A 20627-nucleotide genomic window follows, 5' to 3' on the forward strand; every position below is an offset into this window, starting at 1 on the left:
GGGCTTTGATGATGCCGGAAACAGATCAGCCTTTGTAGGCCGCTTCCGATTTCACAATCGCATCGCGGGCGTCAGCAGCAGTGCCCCAGCTTTCCACTTTTACCCATTTGCCTTCTTCCAGATCCTTGTAGTTCTCGAAGAAGTGAGCAATCTGCTTGCGCAGCAGCTCAGGTACATCATTGATGTCATTGATGTGATCGTAGATTTTGGTCAGTTTGCTGTGAGGAACTGCAACCAGCTTGGCATCAGAACCGGATTCGTCAGTCATGTTCAGTACACCCACGGCACGGCAACGAATCACACTGCCTGGCTCAACCGGATAGGGCGTGATCACCAGCACGTCCAGTGGATCACCATCTTCACCCAGTGTTTGCGGGATGTAGCCATAGTTGGCTGGGTAGAACATGGGGGTGGCCATGAAGCGGTCAACAACCAGCGCGTCCATGTCCTTGTCGATTTCGTATTTGACCGGAGAGTGATTGGCAGGAATCTCGATCACTACGTTGATGTCGTCAGGCAGAGATTTGCCGGCAGGAATCTTGTTGTAGCTCATCAGCTTTAGACCCTTTGAAAAGTGGAAAAATTTTGCGAGCGAATTATACGTGGCCTTCAACCATAACACCAATCTGTTACAGCTGCTTCCGACCAAGGGATAACAGGATTTTACCAACTGGACAGGGGTAAGCAGCGAAAGACTCGGGTATTATCAGATCTTGAATGGCAGTCAAGGCGTTGCACATGCATTTGGGTGAGTTGAGGGTCAGTTACGGTCAGGCTTATCTGGCACAGGACAGGCGCAGTGCGCGCTCCTCGATGGCAGTGTCCTGCCCGAAGGATTCACAGCTGGCGATCAAGGGGGTTGCCGGGATCATCGCTGACTCCACCTGGCGTAACGCCATAGCCAAACAGGCCGGTGAAACCTGCGTCAAAGGGTTTATTGCTGACTACTATGCTACGCCGGATAACTGGGATGTAAAAACCTCCGCCAACCGGGTCTTGTCAGCACTTAACAGCTGGCTGTTTGCGCAAAGCCGTACCGTCACCAACGGCTCTTACATCAGCTCCATGAGTGTGTTGCTACTGCGTGGCCGCCAGGCCAACCTGTTCCACATGGGTGATACCCTGGTGTATCGCTTGCGTGGCGCAGAACTGCAGTTGCTTAACCGTGAGCACACCACCTATCTGGGTGGTTATCGTTACCCTTCGCGTGCCATGGGCATGGACCCCAGTCTGGATATTGATTATCTGAATTTCAATGTGCGTCAGGGGGATATTTTCCTGTTCACCACCCAGGCGGTGAAAGGCACCCTGATGCCCTCGGACTTTGTGCAGTTGATCAGCCAGTATCCTGAGGACTTGAACCAGGCCTGTGATGCGATCCTGCAGCAGGCCATGGAAAAGGCCAGTAAACGGGGTTACTCCAGCTACAACTTCTGCTTCCAGTTGCTGCGTGTGGATCAGATTCCGCATGAGTCCAGTGAGGGATTGGGTGAAGCCTATTCGGCGCTACCGGTTCCCGAAGAGTTGCAGGCAGGTGATGAGCTGGATGGTTATCGTGTGCTGGAAGTCATCTCGCGCAGTGCCACGAGCCGTGTGTATCGGGTGCATGATCCAAAAACCGACCGGATTCTGGTGTTAAAAGCGCCTTCACCCCAGATTGCCCGCAAAAGAGAATTCATTGCCCACTTCATCATGCAGCAATGGGTGGTGGAGCGTGTCAGTTCACCCTATGTGGCGCGGGTGGTGGACTTGTCCCGGCCCAGGCGGCAGCTGTATTACCTGATGGAATCAGTTGATGGCCGTACGCTGGAAGAGTGGATGCAGCAAAACCCTGATGCGGATATCAAGGTACGGGTGGATCTGGTTGAGCAGCTCACCAAGGCAGTACGAGCCCTGCATCGGCGTGAAATCCTGCATCAGAATCTGACGCCCGCCAACATCCTGGTCGATCATCAGGGGGTGGTGAAACTGGTGGATTTTGCGGCTTGTGGTGTGGCAAAAATGAATGACCTGCCACCCTTGTTAACCCTGGCGCGGCGGGTGGGGTTGACACCCTACAGTGCACCTGAATATCGCCTGGGCCGTGAGCCAGGTGAGCGAGCCGATCAGTTTTCGGTGGCTGCCATTGCTTACCAGTTGTTAACCGGTCACCAGCCCTATGAAGGTCAGCTGGAAAAGCTCAGCTCCAAGGTGGATTTTTCGCGTATGGAGTACCTGCCTGCCTTTCAGTTGAACCCGGAGCTGCCGATCTGGATGGACGTGCCACTGCGCAAGGCATTACAGCCCAATCCAGAGCTGCGTTACCGGCGTTTGTCCGAGTTTATTTATGATCTGAAAAAACCAGCCCCGACGGCAGTGGCCCCCGAAAGCAATGAGTCCAATCCGCTCACCTTCTGGAAAGGGCTGGCGGGTGTATTGCTCTTGCTTTTGCTGCTGAGTCTGTTTTACTGAAATGAATAGATGACCAAAAGGGGAACGCATCATGTCTGATCAAGCCGAACGCCTGGTTGAGCTGTATGACCGGCTGGTGGAGCGCCTTTATGAGGTGCGCATGGATCTGGAAAAAACCAGCCAACAGTTGGACCTCGATAAAGAAATTGAGCGGCTGGTGGAGGCTGAACAGGAAGTTGAGCGCTTAACCCGTGAGGAAACCGAACTGCTGACCCAGTGGTTAAAGCGTGACCTGAAGGACTTGCGTGGTTATCTGGCTGAAACGGGACTGGGTGTGCGCGAATGGTTGGCACAGGAAACCCAGTTGATCAGTGAGCAGTTCATGCACTGGTTACGTCAGGTGGCTGATCCATCCATACTGGATGCACGCACCCTGCAAGAGGATCTGGACAGTCGTGACGATTCCACTCTCTACCATGCCGGTGAGCTGGCCATTGCCGGCACCTTTGTTTGTGCCGGTTGCGAAAAGGAAGTGCAGGTGGCTTATACCCATCGGCTGGAGCCCTGCCACCGTTGTGATGGCAGGGTGTTTGTGCGCAAAACCGACTTCAGTGAAGCATCAGATCAGACGTAATTAAAGGCGCGAATGGTGGATTCGAGCTGTCGGCTCTGGCTGCGCAGCTCTTCCAGTGCCTGAGTTGCCTTACGGGCACCTTCCAGGGTGGTGGCAGCCTGATGACTGATCGACAGGATGCGTTGATCGATCTCTTCTGCCACCATGCGCTGTTGACTGACTGCTGCAGCCACCTGAATTTCCCGCTCTCCAATGCCGCTGAATGCCTGCTCAATGGCACGAAAGCTGTCAATGGCATGGAGGATCTGTTCACGACTTTCCGCGACGCTGGATTCACTGGTGTCCATGCGACTCACCACCGTTTTGACAATCTGGCGGATCTGCTCCAGCGTCTGGCGGATGTCCTCAGTGGAGGACTGGGCGCGGGCAGCCAGCTGGCGGACCTCATCTGCAACCACAGCAAAACCGCGACCGGCTTCACCGGCACGGGCAGCTTCAATCGCTGCATTCAGTGCCAGCAGGTTGGTCTGTTCGGAAATACCGGCAATCTGATCCATCACCGCATCCACCTTGTCACTGGCCTGGCTCAGCTTGTCCACTTCCGTTGAGGTGTCATGCAACTGGCTGCACACCTGCTGGATTTTTTCCGCACTGGTTTCAATTTTGCTGCGCCCGGTGAGGCATACATCCGATGAGCCTTCAATGTGCTGGCTGTTTTCCGTAATGCTGCTGTCAATTTCACGGATACTGGCAGACATCTCGTGGATGGCAGTGGCAATCAGCTCCAGATCGTTTTCCTGGCGATCCAGCGACTGGTAGTTATTGGCAACCTGTTCATTAAGCTGCTCAGTCACCTGGCGCAAGGCTGCCAGGGTGTCATCCATACGACCCAGAATGGTACGGGTTCTGGCTCGGTAGGTATAAAGGGCCAGTTGGGCTGCACCGGTTTCATCCCGATGGCGAGTGAATATTTTTTGTGCCAGCGGATTGTTGATGATTTCCAGTCCCATCTGCTGCAGCCGGCGAATCGGTGCCAGGCTGAGCCAACCCAGAGCCAGAGCAACCAGTGGCATGGCAATCAGCCACAGGACTGCAAGGCCCGGCAGTTGTTGCATCCCCAGGGCGGAAAGCAGTGGAGCAAGGGCTGCCAGTGCCATCACTTTCATGTGCATGAAAGGTCGGGGAGTAGCATGCACTGACTTGCCAGCTTTCAGGCGCTGGTAAATTGTTTCGGCATCAGCAATGCGGCGGCTGGAAGGTTTGGTGCGTACGGACTGGTAACCAACAATCTGATTACCTTCATAAATCGGCGAAATATAAGCATCCACCCAATAATGGTCACCATTTTTGCAGCGGTTCTTCACCACTCCGATCCAGGAGTTACCAGCTTTCAAGGTATTCCATAGGTCTGCAAAAGCTTCCGGCGGCATGTCAGGATGGCGGATCATGTTGTGGTTCTGACCCACCAGCTCATTCAGTGAATAACCACTGACTTTGCAAAAGTCGGCATTGGCAAAAGTGATGACACCATTTAAATCGGTGGTTGAAACCAGGCGAACGCCTGAGGCGTATTTGTGTTCTTGCTGAGTGACTGGAAGATTGATTTTCATCGGCAACTTTCTTGTTGATTGTTGATCCTGGGGGCTGCTGCATGTCCCTGAGCCGGTGAAATCACTATAGTGTAAGAATGGCTGAATGGACGGCTGAGCAGTTAAAAAACACGCGCATTATGATCTGTGACAAAAAGGTGTCAATGCTGCTTTTGACTGGCGTCATGATTTGATTCAAATAATGTAAATGATATGTGGGGATGTACATATCATCTGCTGCATTTTTTTTGGTAAGTTGCTGATTTCATTAAAATAGAATATTTATGCAATAAATATTCTATTTAACATGGGATATTAAAAATTACAAAAATAAACCCTTGGTAAAGTTATCCTGACGCCAGAAACTGAGCGTTTGTCTGGTTCTGACTATCCACTTGTTTCAAAAAGTCGTTGATCAATGACTCAATGCGCTTTTTTACGCCGCCTTAACCCATAGCGCTGCCACTCCAGCAACAGGATGCAAGCTAACCATAAGGGCAGGGGGCCGGTCAGCATGAAGGGGGTGCTGCCTTCACGGGGTTGCAGGCTGCCAGACAGGACTGCAGCTTCAAACTGGGGCAGGCGATCCTGTACCTGGCCGCGATGATCAATCAGGGCCGTGATGCCATTGTTGGTGGCCCGTGCCATCGGGCGGGCGGTTTCCAGTGCACGCATGCGGGCAATGTCAAAATGCTGCAATGGGCCAATCGAGGTGCCGAACCAGCTGTCATTGGAAACCGTCAGCAACCAGTGGCTGTCACGTGCCTGGCGAGCAGTGAAGCCAGCGTAGGCCACTTCATAACAGATCAGCGGTGCAATGTGAGTGCCAGCAAAAGTCAGCTGTGCCGGGTGCTCTGTACCGGGAATGAAACTGGACATCGGTAGATCAAAAAAGGCTATCAATCCACGCAGCCAGTCTTCCATCGGCACGTATTCACCAAAGGGCACCAGTTTGACCTTGTGGTAACGGCCTTCGGCTGCTCCGGCAGTGATCAGGCTGTTGTGGAAACGCCCTGCTGATTCACTGCGGCTGGCCAGTCCTGTGATCAGTCCGGCATTGGAACCCGCCTGGCTCAAAGCGGTTTGTAAAATGCCTTCTGCCTGTTCTGGCAAGAGTGGCAGCGCTGTTTCTGGCCATAACAATAAATCAGGTGTGTCGCCCAGTTGATGGCTGAGGTCCAGATACTGCTGGATGATCTGGCGCCGCTGGCGTGGGTCCCATTTATCCTGCTGGGCAATGTTGCCTTGCACCAGCCCCAGTTGCAAAGGCTCACCAAAGGGTTGGGTCCATTGCTGTTTTTGCAGCAACACTCCGGCGGCGGGGAGTAGCAGGGCTAGCGTCAATAGTGACAGGCGTATGCAGGATAAACGATGGGTGTGCAAGCTGGGTTGCAGCAGTCGGAAGATCAGCAGGCCGGTCAGTGCACTGAGTCCGGATACACCATATACACCCAGTACCGGCACCCAGCCACTGAACGGACTGTCAAGGTGGGCATTGCCGAGCAGTAGCCAGGGAAAACCGGTCAACAGCCAGGCTCGCAGGCCTTCCATTAACACCCAGAGTGCAGGCCAGCTGATCAGTGCCTGGGTGTCTCGGAAAAAACGCTGCCATAACCATCCGTGCAGGGCAAACAGCAGTGCCAGTCCGGCCACAAACCCCCAGGTCATGCTGCCAGCCAGCAGTGGTGGTGCATGGCCGTGTTCGTGAATGCTGACATACACCCAGGAAACACCGCTGCCAAACACACCGACACCAAATAGCCAGCCACGCAGCAGCGCATTGCGGGCATTACAATCCTGTAATAACCACAGTAGCAATACCGGTGCCACCAGGCTTAATGGCCAGAGGTTAAAAGGTGCCAGGGAGAGGGTGATCAATGCACCTGAAGGCAGTGCCAGCAGGTGCTTGATGCGGGGGTTGTGCAGGGCTTCTGGCAGCACCGGTCAGTCCTGTTCAGGCAGTTCGGCAATTTCCTCGCTGGTCAGGCGGCGAACCTGCAGCAGGCGGATGCGGCGGTTGTCAGCATTGATGACGGTAAACTCAAAACCGGCAATGACCACACTTTCACCACGACGCGGCAGGTGGCCGAACTTCTGCATCAGGATCCCGCCAAGGGTATCAAACTCTTCGTCACTGAAATCACTGTCAAAGAACTCGTTGAAGTCCTCGATGGGTGTCAGGGCCTTGACCAGGTAATTGCCTGCTTCCACCGGGCGGATATCGGCTTCTTCTTCAACATCGTGCTCATCCTCAATTTCTCCGACGATCTGTTCCAGCACGTCTTCGATGGTGACCAGGCCAGCGGTGCCACCGTATTCATCCACTACCACGGCCATGTGGTTGTGGGTTTCACGGAACTCACGCAGCATCGAATAGAGGCGCTTGTACTCAGGAACAAAGGTAGCCTGGCGCAGTACCTGGCGGATATCAAAGTCTTCCATGGCCTGATGATCAATGATCAGCGGCAGCAGATCCTTGGCCAGTAGAATACCAAGCACCTCATCGGCCGTTTCACCGATCACCGGGAAACGCGAATGGGCGGATTCAATCAGGGTTGGCAGGAAGTCACGCGGGTGCTGGTCGATTTTCACCACCACCATGTGGGAGCGGGGAATCATCACATCCCCGACCTGCATGTCGGTGAGTTGCAAGGCACCCTCAATGACAGTAAGTGCCTCGTAGTCGATCAGCTTGCGATCGGAAGCATCCTTCAGAAAATCAAGCAGCTCCTGACGGTTGCGGGGTTCAGCGGAAAAAGCCCCCAGCAGTTTGTCAAACCAGTTTTTCGGGGGCTGCCCCCGGCTCGATCGGTCTTCGTTCATGATGTCTATGGATTAACCTGCACATCGTTGCTGACGGGGTTGTCGGCATAAGGGTCAGGAATGCCCAGTTGTTGCAGCAAAGCTACTTCAAGGCGTTCCATAACCTCAGCCTGGTGTTCTTGTTCGTGATCAAAACCTTGCAGATGCAGCATGCCGTGGATCACCAGATGCGCCCAGTGATGCAGAGGTGGTTTGCCCTGTTCGGTGGCCTCCCGCAATACCTGCGGCAGGCAGATGACCAGATCACCCAGTAAACTTAACTCAGCCTCGGGCGGCAAATCAATGGGCGATTCGAAGGGGAAGGAGAGTACATTGGTTGGTTTGTCCTTGCCCCGGTAATCATGATTAAGCTGGCGGCTTTCCGCATCATCCACAATTCGGATGGTCACTTCCGCCTGTTCCGGTGCATCACTTTGCAGTGCCAGGCTGGCCCAGCGGTTGAACAGGCTTTCATCCGGGCAGGCGTCGGGCTGTTCGGTGGCCAGTTGCAGGTCGACCCACAGTGATGGGGTTTCAGTGGTCATCAGATTTTGTCCGTTGGGCCAGTCGTTCGGCTTCCCGCTGCTGCTGTTGCAGGCGTTCATTTTCTTCTGCCGTTTCAGCCACATCATAGGCTTCCACGATGCGCTGTACCAGCGGATGACGAACCACGTCGCGGTTTTCAAAACGGGTGATGCCGATGCCCTGAACACCCTGCAGCACGTTCATCACATGGGTCAGACCGGAGCGGGTGCCGCGTGGCAGGTCGATCTGGGTGACATCGCCGGTGATCACTGCGGTGGTCCCGAAACCGATGCGGGTCAGGAACATTTTCATCTGTTCACGGGTGGTGTTCTGGCTTTCATCCAGAATCACAAAGGCATTATTCAGGGTGCGGCCACGCATGAAGGCCAGGGGTGCCACTTCGATGACATTTTTTTCAATCATCTTGCCGACCTGCTCAAAACCGAGCATTTCATACAGGGCGTCGTACAGGGGGCGCAGGTAGGGATCGATTTTCTGAGCCAGATCACCGGGCAGAAAGCCCAGTTTTTCACCGGCTTCCACCGCCGGTCGCACCAGCAAAATGCGACGGATTTCATCCTTCATCAGGGCTTCAACCGCACAGGCCACAGCCAGATAGGTTTTACCGGTACCGGCCGGGCCGATGCCAAAGTTGATGTCGTGCTGGCGAATCATGCGCACGTAACCCTGCTGGTTGTGCCCGCGGGGTTTGACGTTGATGCGGGGCGTGCGGATGCTGACCGGAATGCCGGTGTCTTCAACACCCTCTTCTTCCAGCGCTTCCAATCCGGCTTCCTGCAGGTGCAGGTGCACACTTTCCGGGTGCAGCTCTTCAGTGGCTGCATCCTTGTAAAGCTGCTCAATAATGGCTGCGGCCACATTGGCACGCCGGGCTTCGCCGGTGATTTCAAAATCATGGCCACGATTGCGCAGGCTGACGCCCAGGCGCTGCTGGATCAGTTTCAGGTGATCATCATGCAGGCCGCAGAGATTGGCCAGGCGACGGCTGTCCAGCGGTTGCAGAGACAGGCGGATGACCCGTTGACCGGGTTGGGCGTCATCGGCTGCCGCTGCAGCCGGTTTGCCAGAAGGGTTATTGCTGTTCAAGTAAGGGCTTTCCTCAGTCGGCCAGACGGCCACGCAGTGAGTTGGGATAGGCTTCCTCGATGATAACATCAACAAACTGACCGATGTAATCAGTTGGATGATCGCTGCTGACGTTTACCACGCGATTGTTTTCAGTGCGCCCGGAGAACTGGCCGGGGTCCTTGGGTGCCAGACCGGTCACCAGAATGCGCTGACGGCTGCCGACCATGCGGCGACTGATCTGCATGGTCTGCTGGTTGATACGCTCCTGCAGGATGTGCAGGCGTTGTTTCTTGACACTTTCCGGGGTGTCATCGGGCAGTTCGGCAGCTGGGGTGCCGGGGCGAGCGCTGTAAACAAAAGAGAAGGACAGATCAAAACCGATGCGGGCAATCAGGTCCATGGTCTGTGCAAAATCTTCTTCAGTTTCTCCCGGAAAACCGACAATGAAATCAGACGAAAAACTGATGTCCGGGCGGTTGGCGCGAATGCGCTCCATCTTGCTGATGTATTCATCACGGGTGTGGCCACGCTTCATGGCGGCCAAAATACGATCCGAGCCGGTTTGCACCGGCAGGTGCAGGTGGCTGACCAGTTCTGGTACCTGCTTGTACACCTCAATCAGGCTGTCGGAAAACTCCACTGGATGGGAGGTGGTGAAACGGATGCGATCGATGCCATCTACGGCTGCAACACAGGTGATGAGTTCAGCCAGATCAATTTCATCACCTTCAGCATTCAGACCGCGGTAGGCATTGACATTCTGGCCCAGCAGATTAACTTCCCGAACGCCCTGGTCAGCCAGTTGCTGGATTTCCAGCATCACTGCTTCAAACGGGCGCGAAACCTCTTCACCACGGGTGTAGGGCACCACGCAGAAGGTACAATATTTGGAGCAGCCTTCCATGATGGATACAAAGGCAGTGACACCTTCTACCCTGGGGGCCGGTAGCCGGTCGAATTTTTCAATTTCCGGGAAGGTGACATCCACCATCGGGATTTTACTGCTGCGGGTGGCATCAATCATTTCCGGCACCCGGTGCAGGGTTTGTGGACCAAATACCAGGTCAACATAAGGAGCACGCTGGCGCAGTTTTTCACCTTCCTGGCTGGCCACACAGCCGCCCACACCAATCAGCAGCTCCGGGTTTTTTTCTTTCAGTTGTTTCCAGCGGCCCAACTGGTGAAAGACCTTTTCCTGTGCTTTTTCACGAATCGAGCAGGTGTTCAGCAGAATGACATCCGCTTCATTTTCATCATCGGTCAGTTCCAGTTGGTGAGAAACACCCAGCAGATCGGCCATGCGAGCCGAGTCATACTCATTCATCTGGCAGCCGTGAGTTTTAATGAACAGCTTCTTGGTGACTGTAGCGGGGCTGGATTGTGACATGGGTTGGCAGAAAACCTCAGTTCAGGAGCAGGGTAAAAATCGGGGTTGAATTATACGAGCCGGATGCTTTCAGTGCCAGTGAACAAAAATTCGGCAGTTTGTTATAGTGGCTGCAGATTCGGGAATCGGAGGGCTTACTCTGAGGATGCTCCCAGGTTTATCCACAGATGATGTGGATAGTTGAGACGATAGGAGAGGGTGTGGACAGAAGTTATTGGGAAGTCGTCTGGCGGGATGATGATCTGGGTTTTCACCAGCCGCAGGTGAATCGTCATCTGCAGCGTTTCTGGTCACGGTTAAAGCTGGCACCCGAGTCCAGGGTGCTGGTGCCCTTGTGTGGCAAAAGCCTGGATATGGACTGGTTGTTGTCTGAAGGCCATGAAGTGATTGGTGTGGATCTGTCAGAAAAGGCCCAGCAGGATTATCTGGCCAGCCATGCCGAGCCAGTGCGGTATGCCGAGGAAAACAGCCTGAAGCTGGCCTGGCAGGGGCGGTTGTTGTTTGTGGCCGGCGACGTGTTTCACCTCAAACAGGAAATGCTGCGCTCGGTGGATGCGGTGTATGACCGAGCTGCTCTGGTTGCTTTGCCCAAGGCGGTGCGCCAGAACTATGCGCTGTTTTTGGCGCAATGCTTAAAACCCGGTGCCAAAATGCTGTTGGTGACCCGCCAGGCACCTGAAGCCAGACAAAGTCCACCCTTTAACCTGACGGCTGCTGAAGTGGATGAGCTTTATGGTGGCAATTTCCGTATTGAATGCCTGCACCGGGAGGAACGGGAAGATGGTGTGGTGGAGGAGGTGTTTATGCTGAAACGCAAAGCGCCCCTTGCTGCGGGGCGCTTGCCGGTGGAGGCTGGGGAGAGCCAGCAGTCAACCAGTTAATCAGTGGCTTTTCAGCTCAGTTGGCGCTGGAAACCATCCGGCTGAAATCCACCAGGATGCGGCCGGTTTCTTCCAGAATGGCCAGATCAACGGGGGTCGGTTCGCGCTGGGTGGCGTGATCTTCTTCCGTCTCTTCTTCCAGTTTTGCCAGTGGCTCCAGTCCCAGTCCCTGACGGCGACGGTTTTCCATCGCCAGCTGTTCAGCTTTTTCCTTTTCCTGTTCCAGTTGCCGCTGTTGGCGGTTCAGGCTGATGCTGGGTGCACCATCATGGCGGCGCAACCAGTCAGACTGTTCAGACAGAAAACGGAAGTTGGGGTCGCTGGCAATACGCTGCTGGTGACGATCCTTTAATTGTGTCAGGGCGCGTTGCACGATGGAGTGGCGCGGTGGTAGCACGGCCTGGACCTGATCCCAGGGCAGGGCATTGGGGGATGCACTTTCACCAATGCGGTTCGGATCAAACAGTGGTGGGAACAGGATGTCCGGCACGATGCCGCGGTGCTGGGTGCTGTCACCGGAAATGCGGTAGAACTTGGCACGGGTGATTTTCAGCTGGCCATAACTCAGATCCATGATGGTCTGAACGGTGCCCTTGCCAAAAGACTGTTCTCCCACCACCAGGCCACGGCCGTAATCCTGGATGGCGCCGGCAAAAATTTCCGAAGCTGAAGCAGACAGGCGGTTGATCACCACCGCCAGTGGGCCGTCATAATGCACACGGCCACCATTGTCACCGAGGATGTTGACGTTGCCATCGGCATCACGCACCTGTACGGTCGGGCCGCGCGGAATGAACAGCCCAACCAGACTGTTGGCTTCCTGCAGGGCTCCGCCACCATTGTTGCGCAGGTCAATCACCAGACCATCAATGCCTTCTTTTTTCAGTTCATCAATCAGGCGTGCCACATCACGGGTGGTGCTGCGGTAATCACGACGATTAGTACGCTGCCCCTCAAAGTCCAGGTAGAAGGTGGGGATTTCGATCACACCAATACGACGGGTTTCACCGTCCAGCGTGGTTTCAATCACGCGTTTGCTGGCGGCCTGGTCTTCCAGTTGTACCGCATTGCGTTCGATTTCAATCAGGCGGCGGTTGGTGCTGTCGGAAGACAGGACTTCCAGGCGCACAATGGAGCCGCGCGGACCACGAATCTGATCCACCACTTCATCCAGACGCCAGCCGATCACGTTTTCGATTTCACCGTCCTTGCCCTGACCGACGCCAATGATGCGATCGGTGGGACGCAGCTGGCCTTGGCGATCAGCCGGGCCGCCGGGTACCAGGCTGACCACCTTGGTGTATTCATTTTCACTTTGCAGCATGGCACCAATGCCATCCAGTGAAAGTTTCATCTGGATGTTGAAGCTTTCACTGCGACGCGGTGAAAAATAGTTGGTATGGGGGTCCACGCTGGTGGTGAAGGCATTCATGAAGCCCTGGAAAATGTCATCAGCGTTGGTCTGGCGCAGTCGATTCAACTGATTCTGATAACGCCGTACCAGCAGATCACGTGCTTCCTCAACACTCTGATCGGCATCCATCAGGCTCAGCAGCTCATGGGTGAGGCGCTGTTGCCAGTAAAGATCCAGTTCGGCCTGGGTTTCCGGCCATGCCACTTCCCGGCGGTCGGCGCTGAAACGCTGGTCCTGGTCGAAGCGGAAGCTGTCCAGTTTATTGTTCAACTGGCGCAGGTTCTGCTCAAGACGCTCCTTGTGCAGTCCGGTCACATGGATAAATACCTCAAAGGCAAATTCCAGGTCGCCTTTCACCAGTGCCGCTTCCAGATCACCGGTGCGGGCCAGAATCTGACGCGCTTCGGCAGCAGTCAGCAGGGCCTTGTTGGGGTCCAGTTGTTTCAGGTAGTTATCCAGCGCCTGTTGTTCCAGGCTACTGTTTAATGTGACATCAGCAAAATGCTGGCGGGTCATCAGGCGAGTGACTTCGCGGGCAACCTGTCGGTGTGCGCTGGTCGGCTGGAGTTCTTCCAGCGGTGTATACTGGCGTGTAGAGGGTTCAGTGGCCAGTGCAAGAGGAACAAGCCCCAGCAGCAGCCAGCCGATCATCAATCCACGCAGAAGGTGCTTGCGCATCCGTTGTTACTCCCAGAACTGGTTCAAAATCATCAGTTGTAAAACACTGTCAGCTATAGATTGCAGCAATTAGAATTAGTTTTATCGGGTTCTGCCAAGCATAACCCATCAGGGCAGGGATGACAGCCTTGTGCACAAACCATTACACAGCCACAACACAGCTGGAGCATTCAAGTGACGCAGCAACAAGCGGTATTCAATCAGGGTTTGATCAGTTTTTTGCAGGCTTCCCCTACACCGGCTCATGCCGTGGAAAACATGGTGCGCCAGTTGCAGGAAGCGGGTTTCAGTCCACTGCACGAAGGCGAAAGCTGGGTGCTTGAGCCGGGTCAGGGCTATTTTCTGGTACGGGGAGGGCGTTCACTGCTGGCTTTTCGGCTGGGGCAGCAACCTGTAGTGGAAGCGGGTGTTTGCATGATGGGCGCTCATACTGACAGCCCTTGTTTAAAGGTTAAACCCAACCCTGAGCTGGTGCGTCAGGGATACTTGCAACTGGGGGTGGAGGTTTATGGTGGGGTATTGATGCACCCCTGGTTTGATCGTGACCTGTCGCTGGCCGGGCAGGTGTATTTCCGCAATGAAGCCGGGCAGCTGCAACAGGCGTTGGTGGATCTGGGTGAGCCGGTGGCGGTGATTCCTTCTCTGGCGATTCACTTGAACCGTGAAGCCAATAAAAGCTCGGAAGTGAATGCCCAGTTGCATTTGCCGCCGGTGCTGGGTGCAGCAGAGAGTGCGGTAGACGGCGAGGTTGCTGAGCCGGCGCTGAAACGCTTGTTGGCCAGCTGGTTGAAGCGTGAAGGGCATCAGGTGGCCGAGGTGGTGGATTTTGATCTGTGCTTTTATGACACCCAGCCGCCGGCACTGGTTGGTCTGGAGCAATCTTTCATCAGTTCGGCACGGCTGGATAATCTGTTGTCCTGTTATGTGGGGCTGCAGGCTCTGTTGGCGACTGATCAGGGGCAGGCGGCAACTTCCCTGCTGGTTTGTAATGATCACGAAGAAGTGGGTAGCGCTTCTGCCATTGGTGCTGAAGGGCCGTTTCTGGAAAGTGTATTGCGTCGCCTGAGTGGTGATGAGCAGCAGTATCAGCGCATGATTGCGCGTTCGCTGCTGGTGTCCTGTGATAATGCTCACGCCGTGCATCCCAACTATGCTGACAAGCATGATGAAAATCACGGCCCTAAAATGAATGCTGGTCCGGTGATCAAGTTGAATGCCAATCAGCGTTATGCCACCAGCAGTGAAACAGCTGCCCTGTTTGCCGGTTTTTGTGCGACCGCCGGGGTGCCGGTACAGCGTTTTGTGGTCCGTTCGGATATGGGCTGTGGCAGCACCATTGGTCCGATTGCTGCGACCCGGCTGGGCGTACGGGTGGTGGATGTGGGTGCGCCACAGTGGGCCATGCACTCGATTCGTGAAACGGCTGGAACGCAGGATGCCTGGTATCTGTGTCAGGCCTTGCAGGCTTTTATCACCGGCTGGACCGGGCAGGAATAAGTCAGGACTCAGGCACTTCCGGGGCATCCGGTTGCTGGTTGTGCATGCCAAACAGGTCGTATTCATCCAGCAGCCGGTAAAGGATTTCCGGGTTGGCATTCAGGCTGTAGCGGATGGCCGAAGGAATGGCTTTGCGGGTCTTGCGGCAGAGCCCCGGCTGTTCGTGAACCTGAATCTGAATGCCTCTGGCGCTGCGCACTTCACCAAAACCTGGGTTGATATCCATCTGCAGCCCCAGTTGTTCAAACATCCGCTGCTGCATGTGCCGAAGGTCATCCAGGTCGCGCAAGCTTTTCAGGCGCTCCAGCAGCTTTTTTTCTTCGGCGCGGGTCAGGCGCAGGATGCGATGATCAGAATTGGCGGTCGAAGACAGCAGCTGTTGCAGCCCGCAGATGCAGGCACCGGGTGGGCAGGTGGGGCGTAACACAACAGAAGCAGTCATGGCTGCTGATCATAGGAAGCAGGAGTACGCCTGTCCAGCAGTCTGCAGATTAAAAATAAGAGGGGATTCAGCGGTTGACAAGGTTGGCTCCCGGAGCAGGACTCGAACCTGCGACCAATTGATTAACAGTCAACTGCTCTACCGACTGAGCTATCCGGGAATATAGGGCCTTGCAAGAAAAGATATTGAGTCTGGCTCCCGAAGCAGGACTCGAACCTGCGACCAATTGATTAACAGTCAACTGCTCTACCGACTGAGCTATTCGGGAACACTTCTGCCTGAAAAGGCTTTGCTCAACAGAGGGTTGCATTCTAGGGTAATTTTCCCTGAGGTCAAGTGACATTTGATTTCACTGAACTCGACGCTGCAATCCACTCATCTTTTTCACCTTTCATTGGTGAATCCGGGGATTCGGAAAGGTGGTGGCTATGCCCTGACTCGAACAGGGGACCCCATCATTATGAGTGATGTGCTCTAACCAACTGAGCTACATAGCCAACGGCTGCGCATTATAATGATCTATGGCGCTTTCGCAACCCTGATGCCAAAAAGAGTCTGATTTTTTTGATGAGGTGCTTGCTGCACCCCTGTGTGCATGCCAGAGTTGAAGGTAATAGATTTGCTTTATTCATCGGAGGAAACACCATGACCAGTCTGGATACATCACTGCGCGAGCATGTCAGGATTCTGGGTGAGAGTCTGGGGCGCACCATGAGTGCGGCTCATGGGGAAGAATTTCTGGAACAGGTGGAATCCATTCGGACCCTGTCCAAGCAGGTGCATCAGGGTGAAGCCACACCGCAGCAGTTGAGTGAGTCCTTGCGCCAGCTTGATGATGAAGCCTTGTTGCCGGTGGCAAGAGCCTTTACCCAGTTCCTTAATCTGGCCAATGCCGCAGAACAGCACTACCGTGCCCGTGAGCGGGTGGTGGAGGATTATCGTCGTGGCGAACAGCCGGGTTTAACCCTGTTGCTGAACAAGCTGCTGGAGCAGGGTGTAGCCCCCCAGCGCATTGCTGAAGCCCTGGACGCCCAACGTGTGGAGCTGGTGTTCACTGCGCACCCCACTGAAGTCAGCCGCCGCACCCTGATTCAGAAATATGACGCACTGGATGCTTGTCTGGCACGTTATGAGCAGGACAGCAGTGAAAAAAATCGTGCCCAGGTGTTGCGCCGCCTGGAAGAAATCATTGCCCAGGCCTGGCACACCGATGAAATCCGCAGTCAACGCCCTTCACCGGTGGATGAAGCCAAGTGGGGTTTTGCGGTGATCGAAAACTCCCTGTGGCAGGCCGTGCCCGCCTATTATCGGGCGCTGGATGAACAGCTGCTGCGGGTTTGTGGTCAGCCGTTACCGTTGGATGCAGCCCCGGTGCGTTTTGCATCCTGGATGGGTGGCGACCGTGACGGTAATCCACGTGTGACTGCACGGGTAACGCAACAAGTCTTGTGGTTGTCACGTTGGCAGGCTGCTGATCTTTATCATCGTGATATTGATCAGTTGAGGGCCGAGCTGTCCATGCATCAGGCCAGTGAGGCGCTGGTGCAAAGGGTTGGGCCAGTGCGCGAACCCTACAGGGTGTTGCTGGGGCAGGTACGGGAAAGGCTGCGGGCCACGCTGGACTGGCTCAAGGCGCAGCTGGATGGTAAGCCTTATGACGATGAGCGCATCCTGTTTGACGTGGATGGGTTGCGTGAACCCCTGATGCTTTGTTATGAATCCCTTTGTGAGTGTGGCATGCAGGTCATCGCTGATGGCCTGTTGCGGGATATCCTGCGGCGCCTGTCTGCTTTTGGCATGAGCCTGATGCGGCTGGATGTGCGCCAGGAAGCACCGCGTCATGCCCAGGTGTTGTCGGAAGCTACCCGTTATCTGGGACTGGGTGATTATGCCGAATGGGATGAGCAGCGCCGAGTGGACTTTCTGCTGCACGAATTGACCAATCCACGGCCGCTGTTGCCGGAAAGTTGGCCCTGCAGTGATGAAAGCCGGGAGGTGCTGGATACCTGTCGGGTGATTGCCGCTGAGCGTCATGATGCGCTGGGTGCTTATGTTATTTCGATGGCCGGGCAGCCCTCTGATGTACTGGCCGTGGCGCTGCTGCTGAAAACCGCCGGGCTGGAGCGCAGCATGCGGATCGTGCCACTGTTTGAAACACTGGCTGATCTGGAGCGTGCGCCCAGAGTGATTGATGGTCTGTTGTCCCTGCCCTGGTATCAAACCTACACCCGTGGTCGGCAAGAGGTGATGATTGGTTATTCGGATTCTGCCAAGGATGCCGGCCAACTGGCGGCCAGTTGGGCCCAGTATCGTGCTCAGGAAGCAGTGACCGAGGTTTGTGCCCGCCATCAGGTGCACCTGACCCTGTTTCATGGTCGTGGTGGCACTGTGGGCCGTGGTGGTGGCCCGACTCAGGCAGCGATTCTGGCGCAACCGCCGGGGTCAGTGCAGGGTCGTCTGCGGGTGACTGAACAGGGTGAAATGATTCGCTTCAAATTTGGTTTGCCAGCCCTGGCAGAACGGGCGCTGGAGGTTTACACCTGCGCGGTACTGGAAGCCACGCTGGCACCGCCACCGGCACCGCGCCCGGAATGGCGTGAGCTGATGAACCGGTTGGCTGCGGATGCAGTGGCCAGTTACCGCGGCATGGTGCGTGAAACACCGGATTTTGTGCCCTATTTCCGTCAGCTGACACCAGAACAGGAGTTGGCCAAACTGCCGTTGGGCAGTCGCCCGGCGAAACGTAAACCCGGTGGTGGCATTGAATCCTTGCGTGCCATTCCCTGGATTTTTGCCTGGACTCAGGTGCGTCTGATGTTGCCCGCCTGGCTGGGCAGTGACACGGCCTTGCAGCAAGCGGTGGCGCGTGGAGAAACCCAGGCACTGCGTGAAATGATCGAAGGCTGGCCATTTTTTGCCAGTAACATCAACATGCTGGAAATGGTGTTGACCAAAGTGGATCTGGCTTCGGTGGTGGAGTATGAAGAGCTGCTGGTGGAGGATGCACTGAAACCTCTGGGTGCAGGCCTGCGTGACCGTGAACAGCAGTTGGTGAGCTGCCTGCTGACGCTGTTGCAGCAACAGGAATTGTTGGAGCAGGTGCCGCTGACCCGTCAGGCGATCAGTGTCCGTAATCCCTATATCATTCCATTGCATCAATTGCAGGCGGAGTTGCTGGCGCGAGTGCGTGCCTGTGAACAGCAGGGGGTCTGCAGTGCCAATCCGGCGATGCTGGAGCGGGCGCTGATGGTGACCATTGCGGGCATCGCAGCAGGATTACGCAACACCGGGTGACAGGGTGGCTGCCCTGCACCCTTGGGATCTGCTATGCTTGGTGGCTGAAAATTCGCAACAAGTGAGTAAGTTTTTATGACCGCCCAGACTGCCGGAATCCTGCTTGCAGCAGCCATTGCCTTTTTGATCCCGCTGGCAGGTTATGCCCTGCATCTGCATCTGGAAGCAAAACGCCAGATGATGCTGGCGCGTGAAAGTCGCGCAAAAGAGCAGCAGCAGGCCCGTGACAATATTATGGAAAACCTGCTGGTGCTGGTTCGCGCCATAGAGGATCGCCAGGTGAATTTAACCGAAGGCTGTCTGCGGGTGCGGGTGTTTCTGGATCTGTTGGATGAAGGCAAGCATGTGCACCATGAAGCCTGGGCCGTGATTGATCAGGTGCATCAGAAGGCGCGTCAGTTTGCGACCCATGCTGAGCGTGAAGCCTTGCCGGAAGCCGAACGTGAAAAACAGGATCAGCAGCGACGGGCACTGGAAGAGCAGTTTGAAGCTCAGGTGCATCAGGCCGCAGTGGCCCTGCGCGAGTTTTGTGAGCAGCAGGGATACCAGGCGAAGTCGCCCCTGTTTGTGAATGCCGCTGACGGAAAATAAGCCATGTTGCCGATCAACACCATGTTGAAAAACCTGCGCTCGGACCGCCAGAAAGGGCGTCCATCCGGGGCGGTTGGCCGCATGGACTCTGATACTCCCAGCTTTGGTGATCAGTTGCTGCATCAGATTGCAACCGGCGGCCGTACAGATCTTCGCAAGGAGCTTAAACAGTTGCAGGATCTGCTGGGCAAGGCGGGTGATGAGTTGGAGCGTCATCCTACCATTGGTAACCTGGAAGTGTTTCGAGCACTCTTGTCGAACCTGGTCGCCAAGGTGGTCAAGGGTGGTTTTCAGGTTGAAAGTGTTGGACCTGGCTGGCATCCGGCGGATCGTCATCAGGTGATTCGCCGTATTGATGAAGAAGCTGAAGAATTGCTGCAACTGGTTATGAATGAACAGAAGGACAGGGTATCGATTGCCCGCAGCCTGGTCACCATCAAGGGGCTGGTGGTCGATCTGCTGTCGTGATGCGGCCTTGGCCGCTGACCCGTGTGGAGTGAACATCCAAAATGTCCAGTGTTACACCTGACTGGCCAACCATTGCTGATCTGGTTGGCAATACCCCGCTGGTACGCCTGCAGCGCATGACTGCAGGTCAAAACAATACCATCCTGGCCAAGCTGGAAGGGGACAACCCCGCCGGATCGGTCAAGGATCGTCCGGCCTTTTCGATGATCCGCGAGGCAGAAGCCCGCGGTGATATCAAACCCGGTGACACCATCATTGAAGCCACTTCCGGTAATACCGGCATTGCGCTGGCCATGGCGGCGGCAGTGATGGGTTACAAAATGATCCTGATCATGCCGGAAAACTCTTCTGAAGAACGCAAATGGTCGATGCAGGCTTACGGTGCCGAGCTGATTCTGGTCAGCAAGGAAGCCAGCATGGAAGGAGCTCGGGATCTGGCCTTGCAGATGCAGGCTGAAGGCAAGGGCAAGGTGCTCAACCAGTTTGGCAACAGCGACAACCCACTGGCGCATTACCGCAGCACCGGGCCGGAAATCTGGCAACAGACCCGGGGCCGGGTGACCCATTTCATCAGTTCCATGGGCACCACCGGCACCATCATGGGTACCGGACGTTATCTGAAAGAACAGAATCCGGCAGTGCAGATCATCGGTTTGCAACCCTCTGAAGGTGCCAGCATTCCCGGTATCCGCCGTTGGCCGCAGGAATACCTGCCGACCATTTTTGATCCGGCCAGTGTGGATCGTGTGATGGACATGAGTCAGCAGGAAGCAGAAATCACCATGCGTCGTCTGGCGCGTGAAGAAGGGATTTTTGCCGGTGTATCCTCCGGTGGTGCCATCGCCGGTGCCCTGCGTCTGGCCGCTGAGGTAGAAAATGCAGTGATTGTGGCGATCATCTGTGACCGGGGTGATCGTTACCTGTCGACGGGCGTGTTTGCCGCTTCAGGTCAATAACAATAAAGCCTGAGATCAAAAACAGGCCAATCACCTCAGCGGCAGGGAT

General features: G+C 55.4%; 17 protein-coding genes and 3 tRNA genes. 8 read left to right on the forward strand and 12 right to left on the reverse strand.

The genetic code is table 11. The annotated features are described in order from the left end of the window. Window positions 1–25: 25 nt before the first annotated feature. The gene (gene ppa / locus BT114_RS00395) at window positions 26–553 is read right to left on the reverse strand and encodes an inorganic diphosphatase (RefSeq protein WP_072324351.1); all 528 of its coding nucleotides are present in this window, start codon (window positions 551–553) and stop codon (window positions 26–28) included. Window positions 554–738: 185 nt separating this feature from the next. On the opposite strand from ppa, the gene BT114_RS00400 reads away from it, so the two are divergent. Both BT114_RS00400 and BT114_RS00405 read left to right on the forward strand, forming a co-directional pair. After that, complete coding sequence (locus BT114_RS00400; protein ID WP_072324352.1) at window positions 739–2451, forward strand: serine/threonine-protein kinase; 1713 nt, start codon at window positions 739–741, stop codon at window positions 2449–2451. Window positions 2452–2482: 31 nt separating this feature from the next. Beyond that, complete coding sequence (locus BT114_RS00405) at window positions 2483–3025, forward strand: zinc ribbon-containing protein (protein WP_072324353.1); 543 nt, start codon at window positions 2483–2485, stop codon at window positions 3023–3025. On the opposite strand, the gene BT114_RS00410 is transcribed toward BT114_RS00405, so the two are convergent. The 6 genes from BT114_RS00410 to miaB form a co-directional block, all read right to left on the reverse strand. Continuing rightward, a complete protein-coding gene (locus BT114_RS00410) occupies window positions 3016–4575 on the reverse strand; it encodes a methyl-accepting chemotaxis protein (RefSeq protein ID WP_072324354.1) in 1560 nt (519 codons plus the stop codon). The genes BT114_RS00405 and BT114_RS00410 overlap by 10 nt on opposite strands. Before the next feature lie 402 nt (window positions 4576–4977). After that, window positions 4978–6495, reverse strand: coding sequence for an apolipoprotein N-acyltransferase (gene lnt / locus BT114_RS00415; protein WP_245770362.1), 1518 nt, complete (start codon window positions 6493–6495; stop codon window positions 4978–4980). 3 nt (window positions 6496–6498) lie between these two features. Next, on the reverse strand, window positions 6499–7377 hold the full coding sequence (locus BT114_RS00420; RefSeq protein WP_072324355.1) for a CorC family transporter: 879 nt from the start codon (window positions 7375–7377) through the stop codon (window positions 6499–6501). A 5-nt stretch (window positions 7378–7382) separates the two neighbouring features. Next, window positions 7383–7901, reverse strand: a complete 519-nt coding sequence (ybeY, locus tag BT114_RS00425; RefSeq protein WP_072324356.1) for an rRNA maturation RNase YbeY — start codon at window positions 7899–7901, stop codon at window positions 7383–7385. Beyond that, the gene (locus tag BT114_RS00430; RefSeq protein ID WP_072324837.1) at window positions 7891–8916 is read right to left on the reverse strand and encodes a PhoH family protein; all 1026 of its coding nucleotides are present in this window, start codon (window positions 8914–8916) and stop codon (window positions 7891–7893) included. Before BT114_RS00430 ends, ybeY begins: the two co-directional genes overlap by 11 nt. Before the next feature lie 85 nt (window positions 8917–9001). Next, the gene (gene miaB, locus BT114_RS00435; protein ID WP_072324357.1) at window positions 9002–10357 is read right to left on the reverse strand and encodes a tRNA (N6-isopentenyl adenosine(37)-C2)-methylthiotransferase MiaB; all 1356 of its coding nucleotides are present in this window, start codon (window positions 10355–10357) and stop codon (window positions 9002–9004) included. A 167-nt stretch (window positions 10358–10524) separates the two neighbouring features. Here miaB and BT114_RS00440 point away from each other — a divergent pair, with 167 nt between their 5' ends. Then, on the forward strand, window positions 10525–11238 hold the full coding sequence (locus tag BT114_RS00440) for a class I SAM-dependent methyltransferase (protein WP_084661750.1): 714 nt from the start codon (window positions 10525–10527) through the stop codon (window positions 11236–11238). 16 nt (window positions 11239–11254) lie between these two features. Here BT114_RS00440 and BT114_RS00445 read toward each other — a convergent pair whose 3' ends face one another. After that, on the reverse strand, window positions 11255–13330 hold the full coding sequence (locus BT114_RS00445) for a carboxy terminal-processing peptidase (protein ID WP_245770363.1): 2076 nt from the start codon (window positions 13328–13330) through the stop codon (window positions 11255–11257). A gap of 174 nt (window positions 13331–13504) precedes the next feature. Between BT114_RS00445 and BT114_RS00450 the strand changes: the two genes are divergently transcribed. Further along, window positions 13505–14827: a M18 family aminopeptidase gene (locus BT114_RS00450; RefSeq protein ID WP_072324358.1), complete on the forward strand. Its 1323-nt coding sequence runs from the start codon at window positions 13505–13507 to the stop codon at window positions 14825–14827. 1 nt (window position 14828) lies between these two features. On the opposite strand, the gene BT114_RS00455 is transcribed toward BT114_RS00450, so the two are convergent. From BT114_RS00455 to BT114_RS00470, 4 genes are all read right to left on the reverse strand, one after another. Beyond that, complete coding sequence (locus tag BT114_RS00455) at window positions 14829–15269, reverse strand: hypothetical protein (protein ID WP_072324359.1); 441 nt, start codon at window positions 15267–15269, stop codon at window positions 14829–14831. A gap of 84 nt (window positions 15270–15353) precedes the next feature. Further along, window positions 15354–15429, reverse strand: a tRNA-Asn gene (locus BT114_RS00460). Between the two features lie 32 nt (window positions 15430–15461). Further along, window positions 15462–15537, reverse strand: a tRNA-Asn gene (locus BT114_RS00465). A 152-nt stretch (window positions 15538–15689) separates the two neighbouring features. Further along, window positions 15690–15766: transfer RNA gene (locus BT114_RS00470), tRNA-Met, on the reverse strand. 148 nt (window positions 15767–15914) lie between these two features. On the opposite strand from BT114_RS00470, the gene ppc reads away from it, so the two are divergent. The 4 genes from ppc (at window position 15915) to cysM (ending at window position 20578) form a co-directional block, all read left to right on the forward strand. Next, on the forward strand, window positions 15915–18563 hold the full coding sequence (ppc, locus tag BT114_RS00475) for a phosphoenolpyruvate carboxylase (protein WP_072324360.1): 2649 nt from the start codon (window positions 15915–15917) through the stop codon (window positions 18561–18563). 75 nt (window positions 18564–18638) lie between these two features. Then, window positions 18639–19154, forward strand: coding sequence for a DUF2489 domain-containing protein (locus tag BT114_RS00480; protein WP_072324361.1), 516 nt, complete (start codon window positions 18639–18641; stop codon window positions 19152–19154). Window positions 19155–19157: 3 nt separating this feature from the next. Next, window positions 19158–19622: a YaaR family protein gene (locus BT114_RS00485; protein WP_072324362.1), complete on the forward strand. Its 465-nt coding sequence runs from the start codon at window positions 19158–19160 to the stop codon at window positions 19620–19622. A gap of 41 nt (window positions 19623–19663) precedes the next feature. Further along, window positions 19664–20578: a cysteine synthase CysM gene (cysM, locus tag BT114_RS00490; protein ID WP_072324363.1), complete on the forward strand. Its 915-nt coding sequence runs from the start codon at window positions 19664–19666 to the stop codon at window positions 20576–20578. Window positions 20579–20627 lie beyond the last annotated feature (49 nt).

It is taken from the genome of Marinospirillum alkaliphilum DSM 21637 (assembly GCF_900119735.1).
Taxonomy (GTDB): domain Bacteria; phylum Pseudomonadota; class Gammaproteobacteria; order Pseudomonadales; family Halomonadaceae; genus Marinospirillum; species Marinospirillum alkaliphilum.